This window comes from Sorangium sp. So ce128, from assembly GCF_051525245.1.
GTDB classification, from domain to species: Bacteria; Myxococcota_A; Polyangia; order Polyangiales; family Polyangiaceae; genus Sorangium; species Sorangium cellulosum_B.
On record NZ_CP150313.1, the window covers coordinates 10962228 to 10978601 of the forward strand.

Below are 16374 nucleotides of genomic sequence, written 5' to 3' on the forward strand. Positions count from 1 at the left end.
TCCCTCTATCTATCGAATGGCGTGACGCAAGAACGAGGCCACCTGTTCGGCGGCGAGCTGCGGGTACTGATGCTGCGGGCCATGACCCGACTCAGGATACACGGCCAGATGTGCGTTGGGGATCTTGCGGTTCAGCGCGAACCAGTTGTCCACGGCGGTGCTGATGTCGTTGTCGCCGCTGATGATGAGCAGCGGCGTGCGCGTGGCCATCAGCTTCTGCAGCCGCCCGGCCTCATCGACGTGATATTCCTCGGCCGCGGCGAGGTAGGCCTTGATCGCCTCGGGGGTCGACGGAATTTTCTCATCGACCCCGGGGCGCACGCGGATGCGGTCCCGCGACGCCTTCGCCATCTTCCGGCTGAACTCCGACCTCGGCTCGAAGAACAGCACGATCTCATCGTCCAGATCATTCACCGGCTTGAACGCGCGATCGATGAACGCCTGTTGAATTTCCACCGCGCGTTTGCCGGGCGGCGCCGTGCCCACGAGGATCGCGTGCGTGACGCGGCCGGGATGTTCGACCACCACGGTCTGCGCCACCGTGCCGCCCCATGACCAGCCCAGGAGGATGAATTTTTCGAGCTTCATGGCATCCGCGAACGCTATCACGAAGGCCGCGGCCTGGCCGATACCCGGCGGCAGCTTGCCGTCCGAGTAACCCACGCCCGGATAGTCCACCGTGATGATGCGGTTGTTCTTCGCCAGCTCATCGAGGAACAGCGGATCCCAGGTGTCGAGCGTGCCGCGCATGCGCGTGATGAGAACCATGGGTTCGCCCGTGCCGATGCTGCGGTAGGCAATCTTATCGCTTCCGACCTGTACGTACTGCGTGGGTGCGCTGGCCGCCATATCGCCTCCTATCTGTGCGTGGTGCGTGGGTGCGCTTGCTGCCTTGTCCGCAGGCAGCCCGGAGCAGCCCACCACGGCGAGTGCAAGCAATAGAACGAAAGGACGCTTCTTCATGACAGAAACCTCAGGCGATGCGCGCGTTGATCCAGCCCACCACGTCGGCCATCACCCGCTCTTTACCGAGGTCGTTGAGCAGATCGTGGAAGTGCCCTTCGTAGAGCTTCAGCGTCTTGTCGCTCGAACCGGCCTTGTCATGGAAGAGCTGGCTGCCCGCGGGCACGGTGGCCTTGTCTTCGGTACCGTGCATGATGAGCAAGGGCAGCGTGAGGGTTCCGAACTCCGCGCGCATGCGGTCGGTGGCCTTGAGCAGCGCCGCCACCGTGCCCGCCGGCTGGACTTCGCCATGGGTCAGCGGATCCGAATTCAGCTTCTGCAGGGCTTGCGGGTCGCGCGTGAAGTCCTTCTCATGCAGCTTCAGCACCGGCAGCTTTGGCGCCACGCGCCCGAGGAAACGCACGAGCGACAGCACGGGCTTCGGCGCCCACACCTCGAACGCAAAGCTCTCGCAGATGAAGCCGGCGATCTCTCTCTGATGATCCAGCGCCCAGGTGCAGGAGATCACCCCGCCCATGCTGTGACCCAGCAGAAACACGTTGAGGCCGGGCTCGCGGTTTTTCACCAGGGCGACCAACGTTCCCAGATCGTCCGTGTACTCGGAAACGTCATTGACGAACAGGCGCGGCCCCTCCGATTTGCCACGCCCGCGATGGTCGTAGGCGTACACGGCAAAACCCGCCGCCGACAGCTGCTCCCCCGACCACTGGTATTGCCCGCTGTGCGCAAGAACGCCGTGGCAGAGCACCACGGCCGCGCGCGGCGTCCCCGCCGGCCGCCAGGAACGCATGTGGAGGCGCGTGCCGCCGCGGCCGGTGAATGTTTCTTCTTTCATGAGAGGTCCTCGTTAGAGATGGCGTTTGAAAAAAACTCGAGCGTGCGTGGGTGGCTCAGCGGGCGGCGTCGTCGCGATGGTCGGACTCGGGCGCGGGCACGCCGGTGATCTTGGGCGCGCACTCGCGGGAGAACCACGCCGCGCTGAGCGGCTCCCCGGCGAGGAGCCGCCGCGCGGCCGGGCCGACCTGCTCGCCGAGGAGCATGCCGCACAGCCCGATCAACGCGACGATCGGCGGCGCGGGTGCGCGCACGTTCAGCACGCTGTAGAGGGTGCCGACCAGCACGCCGACGCCCAGCGAGACCAGGTAGAGCTTCATGCGCTCCTAGTGGCCGCCCTCGGAGGCGTTGAACATGGACTTGGCGTAGATGATGCCGAGGCCGTAGGCGCCCCCGAGCTCGGCGGCGATCCCGGTGGTCGCGCCGTACGTCTCGCCGCGGGCCCAGTCGCGCTGGAGCTCGAGCAAGTACTGCAGGGCGGTCAGCGGGCGCGCGCCGGCCTGGACCATGCGCGTGACGGCGCGCTCGTGGGCCTCGTCGGACACGTCGCCGCAGGCGTCGGTGATCACGTAGACCTCGAAGCCCTGCTCGATCGCCGACAGCACGGGGCCGACGATGCACACGGAGGTCCACAGGCCGGCGATGACGAGGCGCGACTTGCCGAGCTTGTTGACGCGGGCGATGATGTTGGCGTCCTCCCAGCAGTTCATGGTGGTGCGATCGATGAGGTCGAGCTCCGGCTGGGCGGCGCGGATCTCGGCGAAGATCGGGCCCGAGAAGGTCTTCTCGGCCACGGTGGTGAGGATCGTGGCGACGCCGAAGACGCGGGCCGCGCGGGCCGTCAGGGCGGCGTTGTTGCGCAGCAGAACGCCGTCGATGGAGCGGGTGGCGAACGCCATCTGCGACTGGTGGTCAATGAGGATCAGGGTGTGATCGCCGGGGGTGAGCAGCGACTTGGCGGGAGCGGCGGTGGCGGTGGGCATGGTCTGTGAGTCCTTTCTTGGCGAAGATGAAACGAATGAACGAACAATGACTGTCAGAGCTCGAGGGGCAGCCAGGAGGCGACGAAGGCGACGTCGCGGGTGCGGCCGGCGAGGGCCGCGGAAGAAGCGGCTAGAACACGGCGCAGGGGCAGGCGAGGCCGTGGGGGTGGTGACGGTGGCGGGCGCGCCGGCTCAGCGCGCGGGCGACCACGCCGGGGTCGTAGCCGCCGTATTGCGCGGGCGGGGCCCAGCCGGGGCTGAACGGCAGCGGCGGGGGAGCGAGGCCGCCGAAATCGCCGCTGGCGTGGACGACGTCGCCGCCGACCACCGTGAGCACCGAGGTGATGTCGCGGATCTCCGCCTCTGGCACCACGAAGTAGTCGTCGGACAGCACCGCGAGGTCGCCGAGGCGGCCCTCGGCGACGAGGCCCCGCTGGCCGTCCTCGCCGGAGAACCACCCGTTGCCGGCGGTGTAGAGGCGCAGCGCTTGCTCGCGCGACAGGCGGGCGCCAGGGCCGAGCAGCTCGGTGCCGCCGACGCTGCGACCGGAGACCAGCCAGCCGAGGCCGACCCACGGGTTGTAGCTGGCGACGCGCGTGGCGTCGGTGCCCCCGCCGACGGGGATCCCCGCGGCGAGCATGCGCCGCACCGGCGGGGCGTCGCTCGTCATCTCCGGGCCGTAGCGGTGGAGGAAGTGCTCGCCCTGGTAGGCCATGCGGTGCTGGACGGCGATGCCGCCGCCGAGCGCGGCGATCCGGTCGATGTTGCGCGCCGACACGGTCTCGGCGTGGTCGAAGAACCACCGCAGGCCGGCGAACGGGACCTTGCGATTCACGGCCTCGAACACGTCGAGCATGCGCGTGATCGACTCGTCGTAGGTGGCGTGCAGGCGAAACGGCCAGCGACACGCGACCAGGTGCTCGACCACGGCGCCGAGCTGCGCCTCCATGTGCGGCGGCAGGTCGGGCCGCGGCTCGAGGAAGTCCTCGAAGTCGGCGGCCGAGTAGACGAGCATCTCGCCGGCGCCGTTGAGCCGATAGTAGTCGTCGCCGCGGCCAGGGCTGACGGCCTTGGCCCACTGGCTGAAGTCCTCGAGCTCCTGCCCGGGGCGCTGGGTGAACAGGTTGTAGGCCAGCCGCACGGTCAGCTGCTTTGCGGCCGCGAGCTCCTCGATGATCTGGTAGTGCTCGGGGTACTGCTGGAAGCCGCCGCCGGCGTCGATCGCCCCGGTGATGCCGAGGCGGTTGAGCTCGCGCATGAAATGACGGGTGCTGTTGCGCTGCTCGTCAGGGCCGAGCCAGGGGCCCTTGGCCAGCGTGGCGTAGAGGATCCACGCGTTCGGCTTGGCGACCAGGAGGCCTGTCGGCTCGCCGTGACGGTCGCGCTGGATCACCCCGCCCGGCGGGTCGGGCGTGTCGCGCGTGGTGCCGACGGCCCGCAGCGCGGCGCGGTTGAGCAGCGCCTGCGCGTAGAGGTGGAGCACGAACACCGGGGTGTCCGGCGCGGCGGCGTTGAGCTCGTCGAGGGTCGGCATGCGCCGCTCGGCGAACTGGAACTCCGACCAACCACCGACGACGCGGACCCACTGCGGCGGCGGGGTGATCTGGGCCTGCGCGCGCAGCCGCCTCAGGGCCTCAGCCAGCGAGGCGACGCCGTCCCACCGCAACTCGCTGTTGTACGTGAGGCCGCCGCGGATGAGGTGGAGGTGTGAATCGATGAGGCCGGGGATCGCCCGCCGGCCGCGGAGATCGATCTTGCGGATGCCGGCGCCGGCGCTGCGCAGGACGTCGGCGTCGTCGCCGACGGCGACGAATCGCCCGCCGCGGATCGCCGCCGCCGAGGCCGCGGGCGCCCGCGGATCCATGGTGGTGATTCGCCCGTTGAAGAGGATGAGCTCGGGGTCTGCGCTGGTTGTCATAGGCAGGGTCCGCGCGGAAGATGGCAGAGGAATGGTGGAGGGGAAACCCGACCTTAGGGGGGTGAGGGCTCTCCGGCGTCTCGTAGCGCTCCTCCGTCTCGAACCACGATCGCGGCGCGAATCACGGCCTGACGTCGCGAGCCGTCCCCATCGGCCCACCCATCGATGACCGACGCGCGATCGTCGGGAGCGAGACACCCGACCTTGGTCGGGTCGTCCTCGCCGAAGATCCCGCCTATGGCCGCCTGGAGCATGACGCCCGGGCCGATGTCGACGCCCGCACCACCCGCGCTCGGCCACAGGCAGATATCGTCGCATGGATCTCGAAGCGGATCCGCTGAACCACCCACCCGAGAGAGGCCCTCAAATGACCCAATCTTCGATCCCCGGCTACACCTTCGGCACGCCGCACGTCTCCGCGTCACCCGTCACGGACGCCGACTTCGCGCTGCTCAAGCAGACGGTCCTGCTCGGCGACGACGACCTCCGCTACCTGCGCATGGCGGGAGAGGTGCTCGGCGACCAGATCGAGGCCGTGCTCGACGTCTGGTACGGCTTCGTCGGCGCGAACCCCCACCTCCTGCAGTACTTCAGCGGCGCTGACGGTCAGCCCAACCCACGCTACCTGAGCGGCGTGCGCCAGCGCTTCGGCCAGTGGATCCGCGATACGTGCGCGGCCCGCTACGACCGCGCGTGGCTCGATTACCAGCACGAGATCGGCCTGCGCCACACCAGCGCGAAGAAGAGCCGGACCGACGGCGTGACGTCGGCCGCGCCGCACATTCACCTCCGTTACCTGATCGCCTTCATCGTCCCGATCACGGCCACGATCAAGCCGTTCCTGGCCAGGAAGGGCCACCCGGCCGCCGACGTGGAAGGGATGCACGCCGCGTGGTTCAAGGCGGTGACGCTGCAGGTCACGCTGTGGAGCGTGCCCTACGTGGCGCCGTCGGTGTTCTGACGGCGCCGCGGCCATCGTTCCAGAGTGACGCGATCTCCGAATGTGGCCAGACATCGACACCCGACCTTGGTCGGGTTTTCCGCGCCGGCCTGATCGCGTTACATCGCAGACTCCAATGTCCAAACCCAAATTGACCCACGCCACGGGTGCGCCCGTGGTCGACAATGTAAACATCCAGACCGCCGGTCCGCGCGGCCCCGCGCTGCTGCAGGACATCTGGCTGATCGAGAAGCTCGCGCACTTCGACCGCGAGGTGATCCCCGAGCGGCGCATGCACGCCAAGGGCTCGGGCGCATACGGGACGTTCACCGTGACGCACGACGTCACGCGGTACACCCGGGCCAAGCTCCTCGCCGAGATCGGCAAGCGGACGCCGGTGTTCGTGCGATTCTCGACGGTCGCCGGCGAGCGCGGCGCCGCCGATGCCGAGCGTGATATCCGCGGCTTCGCGGTGAAGTTTTACACCGAAGAGGGGAACTGGGACATCGTCGGCAACAACACGCCTGTGTTCTTCTTCCGCGACCCGCTGCGCTTCCCCGACCTCAACCACGCGGTCAAGCGCGACCCTCGCACCGGGATGCGCAGCGCGGACAACAACTGGGACTTCTGGACGTCGCTGCCCGAGGCGCTCCACCAGGTGACGATCGTGATGAGCGACCGCGGGATTCCGCGCAGCTATCGCACGATGCACGGCTTCGGCAGCCACACCTTCAGCATGATCAACGACGCGAACGAGCGCGTGTGGGTCAAGTTCCACTTCATCAGCCAGCAGGGGATCGACAACCTCACCGACGCCGAGGCCGAGGCGGTGGTGGGGCGAGACCGCGAGAGCCACCAGCGCGACCTGTTCGAGAGCCTGGAGGCGGGGCGGTTTCCGCGCTGGAAGTTCTGCATTCAGGTCATGACCGAGGCGCAGGCGCGGACGCACCGGCATAACCCGTTCGACCTCACCAAGATCTGGCCGAAGGCCGACTATCCGCTCATCGAGGTCGGCGTCCTCGAGCTCGACCGCAACCCCGACAACGTGTTCGCCGAGGTCGAGCAGGCCGCGTTCTCACCGGCCAACATCGTCCCCGGCATCGGCTTGTCGCCCGACAAGATGCTGCAGGCGCGGCTCTTCTCGTACGGCGACGCGCAGCGCTACCGGCTCGGCGTCAACTTCAACCAGATCCCCGTCAACGCGCCGAAGTGCCCGTTTCACAGCTTCCACCGCGACGGCGCGATGCGCGTCGACGGCAACCTCGGCGCCATGACCAGCTACTTCCCGAACCGACACGGCGAATGGAACGACGACGCCGGCGCCGGTGAGCCGCCGCTGCCCGTCGCGGGCGATGCCGCCCACTGGGATCATCGCGCCGACGAGGACCACTGGGAGCAGCCAGGTCGCTTGTTCCGCCTGATGTCGCCGGCGCAGCGGCAGGCGCTGTTCGATAACACCGCTCGCTCCCTCGGCGGCGCGTCGGTCGACATCCAGCGCCGGCACGTCGCCAACTGCATCAAGGCCGACCCCGCCTACGGGGCCGGCGTGGCCCGCGCGCTCGGCCTCGACCGGGGCTAGCGCCGCGCTCGCGCGATCGTAAGCTGCGCGATGGAGCTGACATACCTCGGGACGGCGACGCTCGTCCTCCGCATCGGCGAGACACGGTTCTTGACAGATCCGGTGTTCGACGAGGTCGGGGCGGCCTACGACTTCGGGCCGTGGTTCGTGCCGCGGTCATGGTTCGCGACGGAGAAGCGCTATGTGACGCCAGAGAGCCCGGCGTCGCTCGGCTCCTTCGACGCCGTCCTTCTGAGCCACGATCATCACGCCGACAACCTCGACCTGGCCGGGCGTGCGCTCGTCGCCGACGAGGCGCGCGTCGGCCGGGTGGTGACGACGGTTCCGAGCGCGAGGCGACTCGCTCGCCCCGCGGCGACCAAGGATGCGCCGGGCTGCGGCCTCGGGCTCGGCGGACGCGCCGTCGGGCTCGCGCCTGGAGCGAAGACACGCGTTGGACCGGTCACCGTCACGACGATCGTCGCCCGCCATGGTCCGGGCTACGCGCCGCAGGCCCACGAGGTGACCGGCTTCCTCGTCGATGTGGACGATGGCCCGCGCGTCTGGATCTCGGGCGACACCGTGCTCTTTCCAGCGCTCGAGGCCACGCTCGCGGAGATCCGAAGCCAGCGCCCCGTCGACCTGGCCGTCGTCCACTGCGGCGCGGTCGGCTTCCCGCGCGCGCCCGGGTTCCGTCGCGCGCGCTTCACGTTCGACGCGGCGGAGGCGATCGCCGCGTGCCGCATGCTGGACGCGAAGATCATCCTGCCGATCCATCGCTCTGGGTGGGCGCACTTCCAGCAGTCCGAGGACGACCTCCGCGGCGCGTTCGTCGCCGCCGGTCTCGAGGAGCGGACGCGCTTCCTCGACCTCGGCGGCACGCTCGAGCTCTGACGCACCTTTCGCTCTCGAGGGGTGCTTGCGCGTGGAGCGGATAACACCCCGCACCAGGGGGCACGCTCGCGACGGAACGCACCCGCGACGCGGCGACGCGGCCAGCGCTCGGTGCTCCTCGGGCACCGCCGCGCTTGACTCCGGCAGCCGGGGCCTCTATGACATTCGCGCATCGAGATACATGAATACATGAGTCTTTCCGAATACATCGAGACGCTGAACCTCCTCGGGGACGAGAGCCGGATACGGCTCTGCGTGCTCCTCCGCGAGCGCGAGCTGCGGGTGACGGATCTGGTTCGCGTGACGGGCATCGCGCAGTCGCGCGTCTCGACGCACCTCGGGCGGCTCCGCGAGGCTGGGTTCGTGCGGGATCGGCGCCAGGGGCCGCAGTCGTTCTATGCGCTCGCGGTCGATACCCTGCCCGGGACCGCGAAGGCCCTCCTCGATGAGGCAACGAAATCGCCCGACCCGACCCTGGAAGGCGACCAGCGGCGCCTCCTGGAGCTCGACGCCGAGCGGCGCGGCGGCCTCCCCGAGTCCTTCGCCGGCGAGATGGAGAGGCACTACTCCCCGGGCCGCACATGGCAGTCGCTCGCGGTCGGCATCGCCGCCTTGCTCCGCCTCGGCGACGTCCTCGACGTCGGATCGGGCGACGGCGCGGCGGCCAGCGCGCTCGCGCCTTACTGCCGCTCGCTCACCTGCATCGACTCGAGCAGCCGGATGATCGAGGCCGCAAGAGAGCGGTTCTCGACCCAGCCCCACGTCCGCGTCCAGGTCGCCGATGTCCAGGCGCTGCCGTTCGGAGACGCCTCCTTCGACTCGGTCCTCGTGTTTCACACGCTGACCTACGCCGAGGACCCGCCGCGGGCGCTGGAAGAGTGCGCCCGCGTGCTCCGCCCGGGCGGTCGGGTGGTCATCCTGTCGCTCGACGCGCACCAGCAGCGGGAGATCACCGTGCCCTACGGCGAGCGCCACCCCGGCTTCTCGCCCTCCGACATCCGCGCCATGCTCACCCGCGTGAAGCTCGATGTCGCCGCGTCCGAAGTCGCCTGCCGCGAGACAAAAAAACCCCATTTCCAGGTCGTGCTCGCCATCGCCGACAAGCCGACCCCCGGTCCCTCCCAGAGCGCCAAGCGAGGCTGATCATGCCGTCCAACAACACCACGCCTCCCCTTCATCCACTCCAGAAGCTCCTCCAGAGCCGCATCGTCATCATCGACGGGGCGATGGGGACGACCATCCGCACCTACGGGATGAAGGAAGCCGACATCCGGGGCGAGCGATTCGCGGATTCGAAGAAAGACCTGCTGAACAACGGCGATCTGTTCTCGCTCACGCAGCCGGAGATGATCTGCGATATCCACCGGCGGTTCCTCGAGGCCGGCGCCGACATCATCGAGACGAACACCTTCGGCGCGACCAGCATCACCCAGAGCGAGTTCTTCGTGGACGACCCGCGGGAGCACGGCGGGCGGAAGGATCCAGCCTTCTATCAAGGGATCATCGACGACCCGTTCCTCAACGACCTCGCCTGGGAGATCAACGAGCAGTCCGCGCGGCAGTGCCGCGAATGGGCCGATCGCGTGGCGAACGCCGACGGGCGGCAGCGGTTCGTCGCGGGCGCCATCGGCCCGCTCACCGTCTCCCTGTCCAACTCCCCGGACGCCGACGATCCCGGCTTCCGCGTCGTGACGTTCGATCAGGTGAAGCAGGCGTACGTCCACCAGATCCGCGCCTTGATCGCCGGCGGCTCCGACGTGCTGCTGGTCGAGACCATCTTCGACTCGCTCAACGCGAAGGCCGCGCTCGTCGCCATTCGAGAGGTGTTCGACAAGGACGGCAAGACCCTGCCGGTGATGATCTCGGCGGCGGTCGGGCGCGGCGGAGAGACGATGATCTCCGCGCAGACGGTCGAGGCGTTCTGGAACGCGGTGAAGCACGTGAACCCGCTCGCCATCGGGCTGAACTGCTCGCTCGGCCCGGACCTGATGTATCCGTTCCTGTCCGACCTCTCGGAGAAGTCCAGCGCCGCGATCTCCTGCTACCCGAACGCCGGCCTGCCCAACCCGCTCTCCCCCACGGGCTTCGATCTGGAGCCGCCGGACATGGCGCGCCACATCGGCGGCTTCGCGGACGCAGGCCTCCTCAACATCGCCGGCGGCTGCTGCGGCAACACGCCCGAGCACATCGCGGCCATCGCCAAGGCGCTCGCCGGCAAGCCCCCGCGCGCCCTCGACCCGAGGCCCCCGGCGGAGGCCCCGCCCGGCGGCGCGGCCTCTTCCGGCGCGCCGATCCCCCTGCGCCTGTCCGGCTCGCAGCCGTTCACGCAGCAGCCCGGCGTCTACATGATCCTGGGCGAGCGCACCAACGTCGCCGGATCGCCGAAGTTCGCGAAGCTCATCAAGGAAGGGAAGTTCGAGGAAGCGGTGAGCGTCGCGCGCCAGCAGGTCGAGAACGGCGCCAACGTCATCGATATCTGCATGGACGAGGGCATGATCGACGGCGTCTCCGCGATGACGCGCTTCCTGCTGCTCCTGGCCAGCGAGCCCGAGGTGGCGAAGGTCCCGTTCATGGTGGACTCGTCGAAATGGGAGGTCATCGAGGCGGGCCTCAGGTGCATGCAGGGCAAGGGCATCGTGAACTCCATCTCGCTCAAGGAGGGCGAGGCGAAGTTCCGCGAGAGCGCGAAGACCGTCCTCAAGTACGGCGCCGCCGTCGTGGTCATGGCCTTCGACGAGCAAGGGCAGGCCGCCACCTACGAGGACAAGATCCGGATCTGCAAGCGCGCGTACGGCATCCTCGTCGACGAGGTGGGGTTTCCTCCCGAGGACATCATCTTCGATCCGAACATCCTCACGGTCGCCACCGGCATGGAGGAGCACAACAATTACGCCGTCGACTTCATCGAGGCCACCCGCTGGATCAAGGCGAACTTGCCGCACGCCAAGGTCAGCGGCGGCGTGTCGAACATCTCCTTCAGCTTCCGCGGCAACAACCGGGTGCGCGAGGCCATGCACTCGGCGTTCCTCTACCATGCCATCCGGGCCGGCATGGACATGGGCATCGTCAACGCGGGCATGCTCGAGGTGTACGAGGAGATCGAGCCGGAGCTCCGCGAGCTCGTCGAGGACGTCCTGCTCAACCGGCGTCCGGACGCCACGGAGCGGCTCGTCGACTTCGGCGAAGCGCTGAAGGCCAGGAGCGCCGGCGCCGCCGCGGCCGAGAAGAAAGAAGAGGAGTGGCGCAAAGGCACCGTCGAGGAGCGGCTGTCGCACGCGCTGGTCAAGGGCATCGACACGTACATCGATATCGACACCGAGGACGCGCGCGCCAAGCTCGGCCGTCCGCTCTCCGTGATCGAGGGCCCGCTGATGGATGGAATGAGCGTCGTCGGAGATCTCTTCGGCGCGGGCAAGATGTTCCTGCCGCAGGTGGTGAAATCAGCGCGCGTGATGAAGAAGGCCGTCGCGTACCTCACGCCGTTCATGGAGGAGGAGAAGGCCGCGATGGCCGCCGCTGGACAGGAGGTGAAGACGCAGGGGAAGATCGTCCTTGCCACGGTGAAGGGCGATGTCCACGACATCGGCAAGAACATCGTGGGCGTCGTGCTCGCCTGCAACAATTACGAGGTGATCGACATGGGCGTCATGGTCCCGTGCGAGAAGATCCTCGAGCGCGCCAGGCAGGAGAAGGCGGATCTGATCGGCCTGAGCGGGCTGATCACGCCGTCGCTCGACGAGATGATCCACGTCGCCCGCGAGATGGAGCGGCAGAACTTCAAGCTGCCGCTCCTGATCGGCGGGGCGACGACCAGCAAGGCGCACACGGCCGTGAAGGTGGCCCCGCATTACAGCGAGCCGGTCGTGCATGTGGTCGACGCGAGCCGCGCCGTGCCCGTCACGACGAGCCTCCTGAGCGAGGAGGGCAAGGCGGCGTTCGTCGCCCAGCACCGCGCCGAGTACGAGAAGCTCCGCCGGCTCCACGCGGCGCCGAAGCACAAGCTCGTCTCCCTCGAGGCCGCGCGCGCGAACCGGACGCGGATCGAATGGCGCGCCGAGGATCTGCCGGTGCCCGAGTTCACCGGCGCGCGCGTGCTCGAGGACTTCCCGCTCGCCGCCTTGCGCGAGTACATCGACTGGACGCCGTTCTTCCACACGTGGGAGCTGAAGGGCGTCTATCCGCGGATCCTGGAGCACGAGAAGTACGGCGAGCAAGCGCGCCAGCTCTTCTCCGAGGCGAACGCGCTGCTCGACACGATCATCGAGAAGAAGCTGCTGACGGCGCGCGGCGTGTATGGCTTCTTCGCCGCGAACGCCGTGGGCGACGACGTGGAGGTGTACACGGACGGGACGCGCACGAAGGTGCTCGAGCGGTTTCACTTCCTGCGCCAGCAGACGGCGAAGGAGAGCGGCGAGCCGAACCGGTCGCTCGTGGATTTCATCGCGCCCAGGGAGACCGGCCTCCGGGACCACATCGCCGGCTTCGCGGTGACCGCCGGGATCGGCCTGAAGGAGCTGTGCGAGCGGTTCAGGGCGGGGCACGACGACTACAACGCCATCATGGCCGAGGCGATCGCCGATCGCCTGGCCGAGGCGTTCGCCGAGTGCCTGCACAAGCGGGTGCGCGACGAGTGGGGCTATGGCCGGCAGGAGGACCTGACCAAGGCCGAGCTCATCGAGGAGAAATACCGCGGCATCCGGCCCGCGGCGGGCTACCCCGCGTGCCCGGATCACACAGAGAAAGGCACGCTCTGGCGGCTGCTCGACGTCGAGAAGAGCACCGGCATCCAGATCACCGAGTCGTTCGCGATGTGGCCCGGTTCGAGCGTGAGCGGCCTGTACTTCGCGCACCCGGAGGCCCGGTATTTCAGCCTGGGAAAGATCGATCGCGACCAGGTGATCGACTACCACGCGCGCAAGGGCATGACCGTCGCGGAGGTCGAGCGCTGGCTCGGCCCGAACCTCAACTACGACGCTTCAAACTAGCGGAAATCCCGCCGGGGATCGGCCTCGCGAAGGAAGAGAGATTTCAACGCAAAGACGCAAAGGCGCAAAGACGCAAACCTGAAAAAAAATCTGTTTTTTGCGACTCTGCGTTGAAATCTCTATCTGTTCTTTTTTGCGTCTTTGCGTCTTTGCGTTGAAATCTCTCGCCGGATCAGGCCTTGAGCTCGTCGAGCTCGCCGGGCTGGCCGAAGGAGCCGAAGTTCGCGATCGGCCCCCCGCCCTCCTCGGTGCAGCCGACCGCGTTCGCGAGCGTCGTGAGCAGCTTGTTGTGGGGCGCGTCCTTGTCCTGCACCGTGCTCGACTGCCGCGTCACCTTGATGTACTGCCCCGTCTTGAAGTAGCCGCCGCAGCTCCCCGCGATGATGTACGGCAGGTCGCGGAAATCGTGGCGCAGGCCGTCGGAGAGCTCGTTCATGAACACGACGGCGCTGTTGTCGAGCACCGTCGCCCCGCCCTCCTCGTAGCCCGCGAGCCGGTCGAGCAGATAGACATACTCGCCCATGAACCAGCGATCGATGTTGAAGAGCATCTCCTCGTAGCCGTCGACGGCGCTCCCGGTGTCGTCGTCCCTCGTGTTCCCGTGCGAGAGCTTGTGGTGGTTGTACTCGTGGGCCATCCCATCCCACTTGAAGATGGGACCTGCCGCGCCCGAGCCCCATTGCAGCGTCGCCGACCGCGTCGCGCCGGTCGCGATCGCCAGCGCGAGGATGTCCATCTGCATCCGCCCGACCTTCTTGAACTCCGCGTCGAACCCCACCGTGTCCGGGTCGATCCCCTCGATCTCCGCCGCTCGCTCCGGCGAGAGCTCGCGCGGGATGATCCCCGAGCCGCCCATGCCCACCTCGAGGTCGCGCACCGTCTGGAAGTGCATCTCGAGCTTGTCGCGATCGGCCTTGCTGAGCTTCTTCTTGAGCAGGGCCTCGTACTCGACCGAGACCAGGTCGAGCACGCTCTCGCGGCGCTTCGTGAGCCGCACGATCGCCTCCTCTTCGAGGTCCGTCCCGCCGACCAGGTCCCGGTACGCGAGCCACGGGTTGTTCTCGCCGCTGACGGGCTGCTCGCTTCCGGTGTACGAGATGTGCCCGCGCACGTTCGGCGTCTTCGCCCCGACCATCAGCGTGAGCGCGGGCGTGCCCGGCGGGTTGATCTTGTTCGCGATGAACTGGTCGAGCGAGATCCCCGCCGCGTACTGGCTACCCTGGACGAGCGGCTGCGCCGTGAGCTTGCAGCCCATCCCCTTCGCGTGATCGTCGCCCGCGCTCGGGTCGAACCCGTAGCCGCGCGGCACCATGTGGATGCCCCGCGGGATCAGGAGCTTGTCCCGGTACGCGGCGAGCGGCGCTATCGCCCGCTGCGCCCCGAACGACGCGGCCGTCAGCGCGCCGTACTGCGTACTCGGGAAGAACTTGGCCATGTTCACGCCATTGCACATGAAGAAGGCGATGAACCGGCGCGGCGCGCTCGCGTCGGCCTTGGCGTCGCGCGGGCGCAGCGACTCGAGGAGCGGGAGGCCGAGCATCACCCCGCACGCGCCCCGCAGGAACGTTCTGCGATTCATTGGTCCACCTCTTCCACGGCCCGGTACCTGAACGTCTTCGTCTGCGTGAGCGCGACCAGCAGCTCCTTGATGTTGTACCCGGACGCGCCGAGCTTCGCGTCGAGATCGGCGATCGTGCACGCGTCCTCCCGCGAGAGCTGGCGGGCATTGCCGTAACGGTACCAGTTCGTCAGATAACACCGCTGCGCGACGGGGCTCTCCGCGAGCTGCGTCGCGAAATCCACGGCGCCGTCGAAGCTGATCTCACCGTCCCCGACGGCGATCGTGCCTGTCGCGTCGATCGCCTCGCCGTCCTCGTCGGCGCGGTAGCGCCCGACCGCGTCGAAGTGCTCCAGCGCGAAGCCCGGCGGGTTGATCACGCCATGGCACTTGTTGCACGCGTCCGGCGACGTGTGCACCTCCACCTGGTCGCGCGTCGTCCTGATCTCGCCCTGAATGGGCGGCAGCGTCGTGTTGATGTCCGCCGGCGGGTCCGGGAGGTCGGTGCACAGGATCTGGCGCTGGATGAACACGCCGCGATGGATCGGCGAGCTCTTGTTGAAGAACGCGTGCGAGCTCAGGAAGCCGGCCTGCGTGAGGAGCCCCGCCCGCTCCGCCGGGTCGAGCGGCGTCTCCACGAGCTCGCTCGTGAACGACCCCTCCACGCCGTAGATCGGGGCGAGCCTGTCGTTCACGAAGCCGACGGGCGCCGTCATCAGCGTCCTGAAGTCGCCCTCCATCTCGAGGACGACGTGCCGGATGAACTGCCTCGTCTCGGCCGCCATGGCCGAGGAAACGCTGGCGTCGAAGTCCTCGTAGAGCGCCGGATCCTTCGAGAGATCCGCGTAACGGCTCATGTGGAGCCACTGGGCGTGGAAGTCGTCCAGGGCGCTCGTGGCCCTGGGGTCGGCGAGCATGCGCCGCGCCTCGGCCTCGATGCCCTCGGGCGTGCCCAGCGCGCCGCCCTCCGCCGCTTCGAGGAGCGCGTCGTCGGGCAGGCTGTTCCAGAGCAGGTACGAGAGCCGCGTCGCGACCTCGTAGGCGTCGAGCGGGATGATCCCCCCGCCGTCGAGCTCCTCGCTGAGCTCGATGCGGTAGAGGAAGTGCGGCGACTGGAGCATCGCCTCGATGACGTGGCGCACGCCCTGCTCGAACGGCGTGCCCGCGTCGAAGAGGCCGTTGCCGCGGGCGTACGCGGCGGCGTACGCCTCCTCCTGCTCCGCCGAGAGCGGCCTCCTGTAGACGCGCTTGCCGAGCTCCCGGATGAGCTGCCGGGCGCAGGCCGCGCCGTCGCCCTCCGGCGCGCACGGCACGATCTTGCCGAGCACGGCCTGGTCGACGACGGCGTCGGCCGCGATGGTCTCCGCGGCGCGGCGGTAATCGCGGGCGAGGCGGTCGGAGACGAGGAGCCCCTTGGCGTTGTTGTTGAACCCCTCGAACGCCGGGTCCGCGAGGAACGCCGCCGAGGCCTTCATGTCCTTGCCGAAGAGGTCACGGATGGTGTTGTCGTACTGCGCGTGCGTCAGCCGCGTCAGGCGCGGGGTGGGGCCTGGCGCGGTGACGCCGGGCTCGCACTGCGCGCTGGGGCCGGGACCTGGGCCAGGGCCAGGGCCGGGGCCGGGACCGTCGCCCGGATTCGATCCGCCGTCTCCAGACGTTCCCGAGCACGCGGCCGCGCTGGAGAGCGCGATGGCCGCGAGCAGCATCCTCGGGGTGCTTCGATTCACGGGCAGCTCCTTCG

Annotated in this window: 12 protein-coding genes; 5 read left to right on the top strand and 7 right to left on the bottom strand. The window is 68.4% G+C overall.

The window, feature by feature from the left end; translation table 11 throughout:
• Positions 1-9 precede the first annotated feature (9 nt).
• The 5 genes from WME82_RS41575 to WME82_RS41595 all read right to left on the bottom strand — a co-directional run bounded on the left by WME82_RS41575 (position 10) and on the right by WME82_RS41595 (position 4698).
• The gene (locus WME82_RS41575) at positions 10-963 is read right to left on the bottom strand and encodes an alpha/beta fold hydrolase (RefSeq protein WP_438039833.1); all 954 of its coding nucleotides are present in this window, start codon (positions 961-963) and stop codon (positions 10-12) included.
• Between the two features lie 10 nt (positions 964-973).
• Positions 974-1798, bottom strand: coding sequence for a lysophospholipase (locus WME82_RS41580; RefSeq protein WP_438039834.1), 825 nt, complete (start codon positions 1796-1798; stop codon positions 974-976).
• 55 nt (positions 1799-1853) lie between these two features.
• The gene (locus WME82_RS41585; RefSeq protein ID WP_438039835.1) at positions 1854-2117 is read right to left on the bottom strand and encodes a XapX domain-containing protein; all 264 of its coding nucleotides are present in this window, start codon (positions 2115-2117) and stop codon (positions 1854-1856) included.
• Between the two features lie 6 nt (positions 2118-2123).
• The gene (locus WME82_RS41590; protein ID WP_438039836.1) at positions 2124-2780 is read right to left on the bottom strand and encodes a hydrolase; all 657 of its coding nucleotides are present in this window, start codon (positions 2778-2780) and stop codon (positions 2124-2126) included.
• 130 nt (positions 2781-2910) lie between these two features.
• Positions 2911-4698: an amidohydrolase gene (locus tag WME82_RS41595; protein ID WP_438039837.1), complete on the bottom strand. Its 1788-nt coding sequence runs from the start codon at positions 4696-4698 to the stop codon at positions 2911-2913.
• A gap of 367 nt (positions 4699-5065) precedes the next feature.
• On the opposite strand from WME82_RS41595, the gene WME82_RS41600 reads away from it, so the two are divergent.
• The 5 genes from WME82_RS41600 (at position 5066) to metH (ending at position 13075) form a co-directional block, all read left to right on the top strand.
• Positions 5066-5659: a protoglobin domain-containing protein gene (locus WME82_RS41600; protein WP_438039838.1), complete on the top strand. Its 594-nt coding sequence runs from the start codon at positions 5066-5068 to the stop codon at positions 5657-5659.
• 115 nt (positions 5660-5774) lie between these two features.
• The gene (locus WME82_RS41605) at positions 5775-7217 is read left to right on the top strand and encodes a catalase (RefSeq protein WP_438039839.1); all 1443 of its coding nucleotides are present in this window, start codon (positions 5775-5777) and stop codon (positions 7215-7217) included.
• Positions 7218-7247: 30 nt separating this feature from the next.
• Positions 7248-8090 carry an MBL fold metallo-hydrolase gene (locus tag WME82_RS41610; protein ID WP_438039840.1) on the top strand — a complete coding sequence of 281 codons (843 nt, stop codon included), beginning with the start codon at positions 7248-7250 and terminating at the stop codon, positions 8088-8090.
• Positions 8091-8279: 189 nt separating this feature from the next.
• Entirely contained in the window at positions 8280-9233 is a 954-nt protein-coding gene (locus tag WME82_RS41615; RefSeq protein WP_438039841.1) for an ArsR/SmtB family transcription factor, read from the top strand.
• A 2-nt stretch (positions 9234-9235) separates the two neighbouring features.
• The gene (metH, locus tag WME82_RS41620; protein WP_438039842.1) at positions 9236-13075 is read left to right on the top strand and encodes a methionine synthase; all 3840 of its coding nucleotides are present in this window, start codon (positions 9236-9238) and stop codon (positions 13073-13075) included.
• A gap of 172 nt (positions 13076-13247) precedes the next feature.
• Here the strand turns inward: metH and WME82_RS41625 are convergent, their stop codons facing one another.
• Together WME82_RS41625 and WME82_RS41630 are read right to left on the bottom strand one after the other, a co-directional pair.
• Positions 13248-14654 (bottom strand): DUF1552 domain-containing protein, encoded by a 1407-nt coding sequence (locus tag WME82_RS41625; protein WP_438039843.1) that lies wholly within the window; start codon positions 14652-14654, stop codon positions 13248-13250.
• Positions 14651-16360, bottom strand: a complete 1710-nt coding sequence (locus WME82_RS41630) for a DUF1592 domain-containing protein (RefSeq protein ID WP_438039844.1) — start codon at positions 16358-16360, stop codon at positions 14651-14653. Before WME82_RS41630 ends, WME82_RS41625 begins: the two co-directional genes overlap by 4 nt.
• Positions 16361-16374 lie beyond the last annotated feature (14 nt).

What these genes read in the sequence shown, in the direction of transcription:
- WME82_RS41575 (WP_438039833.1), bottom strand. Translation starts at nt 963, where the DNA reads ATGAAGAAGCGTCCTTTCGTTCTATTGCTTGCACTCGCCGTGGTGGGC.
- WME82_RS41580 (WP_438039834.1), bottom strand. Translation starts at nt 1,798, where the DNA reads ATGAAAGAAGAAACATTCACCGGCCGCGGCGGCACGCGCCTCCACATG.
- WME82_RS41585 (WP_438039835.1), bottom strand. Translation starts at nt 2,117, where the DNA reads ATGAAGCTCTACCTGGTCTCGCTGGGCGTCGGCGTGCTGGTCGGCACC.
- WME82_RS41590 (WP_438039836.1), bottom strand. Translation starts at nt 2,780, where the DNA reads ATGCCCACCGCCACCGCCGCTCCCGCCAAGTCGCTGCTCACCCCCGGC.
- WME82_RS41595 (WP_438039837.1), bottom strand. Translation starts at nt 4,698, where the DNA reads ATGACAACCAGCGCAGACCCCGAGCTCATCCTCTTCAACGGGCGAATC.
- WME82_RS41600 (WP_438039838.1), top strand. Translation starts at nt 5,066, where the DNA reads ATGACCCAATCTTCGATCCCCGGCTACACCTTCGGCACGCCGCACGTC.
- WME82_RS41605 (WP_438039839.1), top strand. Translation starts at nt 5,775, where the DNA reads ATGTCCAAACCCAAATTGACCCACGCCACGGGTGCGCCCGTGGTCGAC.
- WME82_RS41610 (WP_438039840.1), top strand. Translation starts at nt 7,248, where the DNA reads ATGGAGCTGACATACCTCGGGACGGCGACGCTCGTCCTCCGCATCGGC.
- WME82_RS41615 (WP_438039841.1), top strand. Translation starts at nt 8,280, where the DNA reads ATGAGTCTTTCCGAATACATCGAGACGCTGAACCTCCTCGGGGACGAG.
- metH (WP_438039842.1), top strand. Translation starts at nt 9,236, where the DNA reads ATGCCGTCCAACAACACCACGCCTCCCCTTCATCCACTCCAGAAGCTC.
- WME82_RS41625 (WP_438039843.1), bottom strand. Translation starts at nt 14,654, where the DNA reads ATGAATCGCAGAACGTTCCTGCGGGGCGCGTGCGGGGTGATGCTCGGC.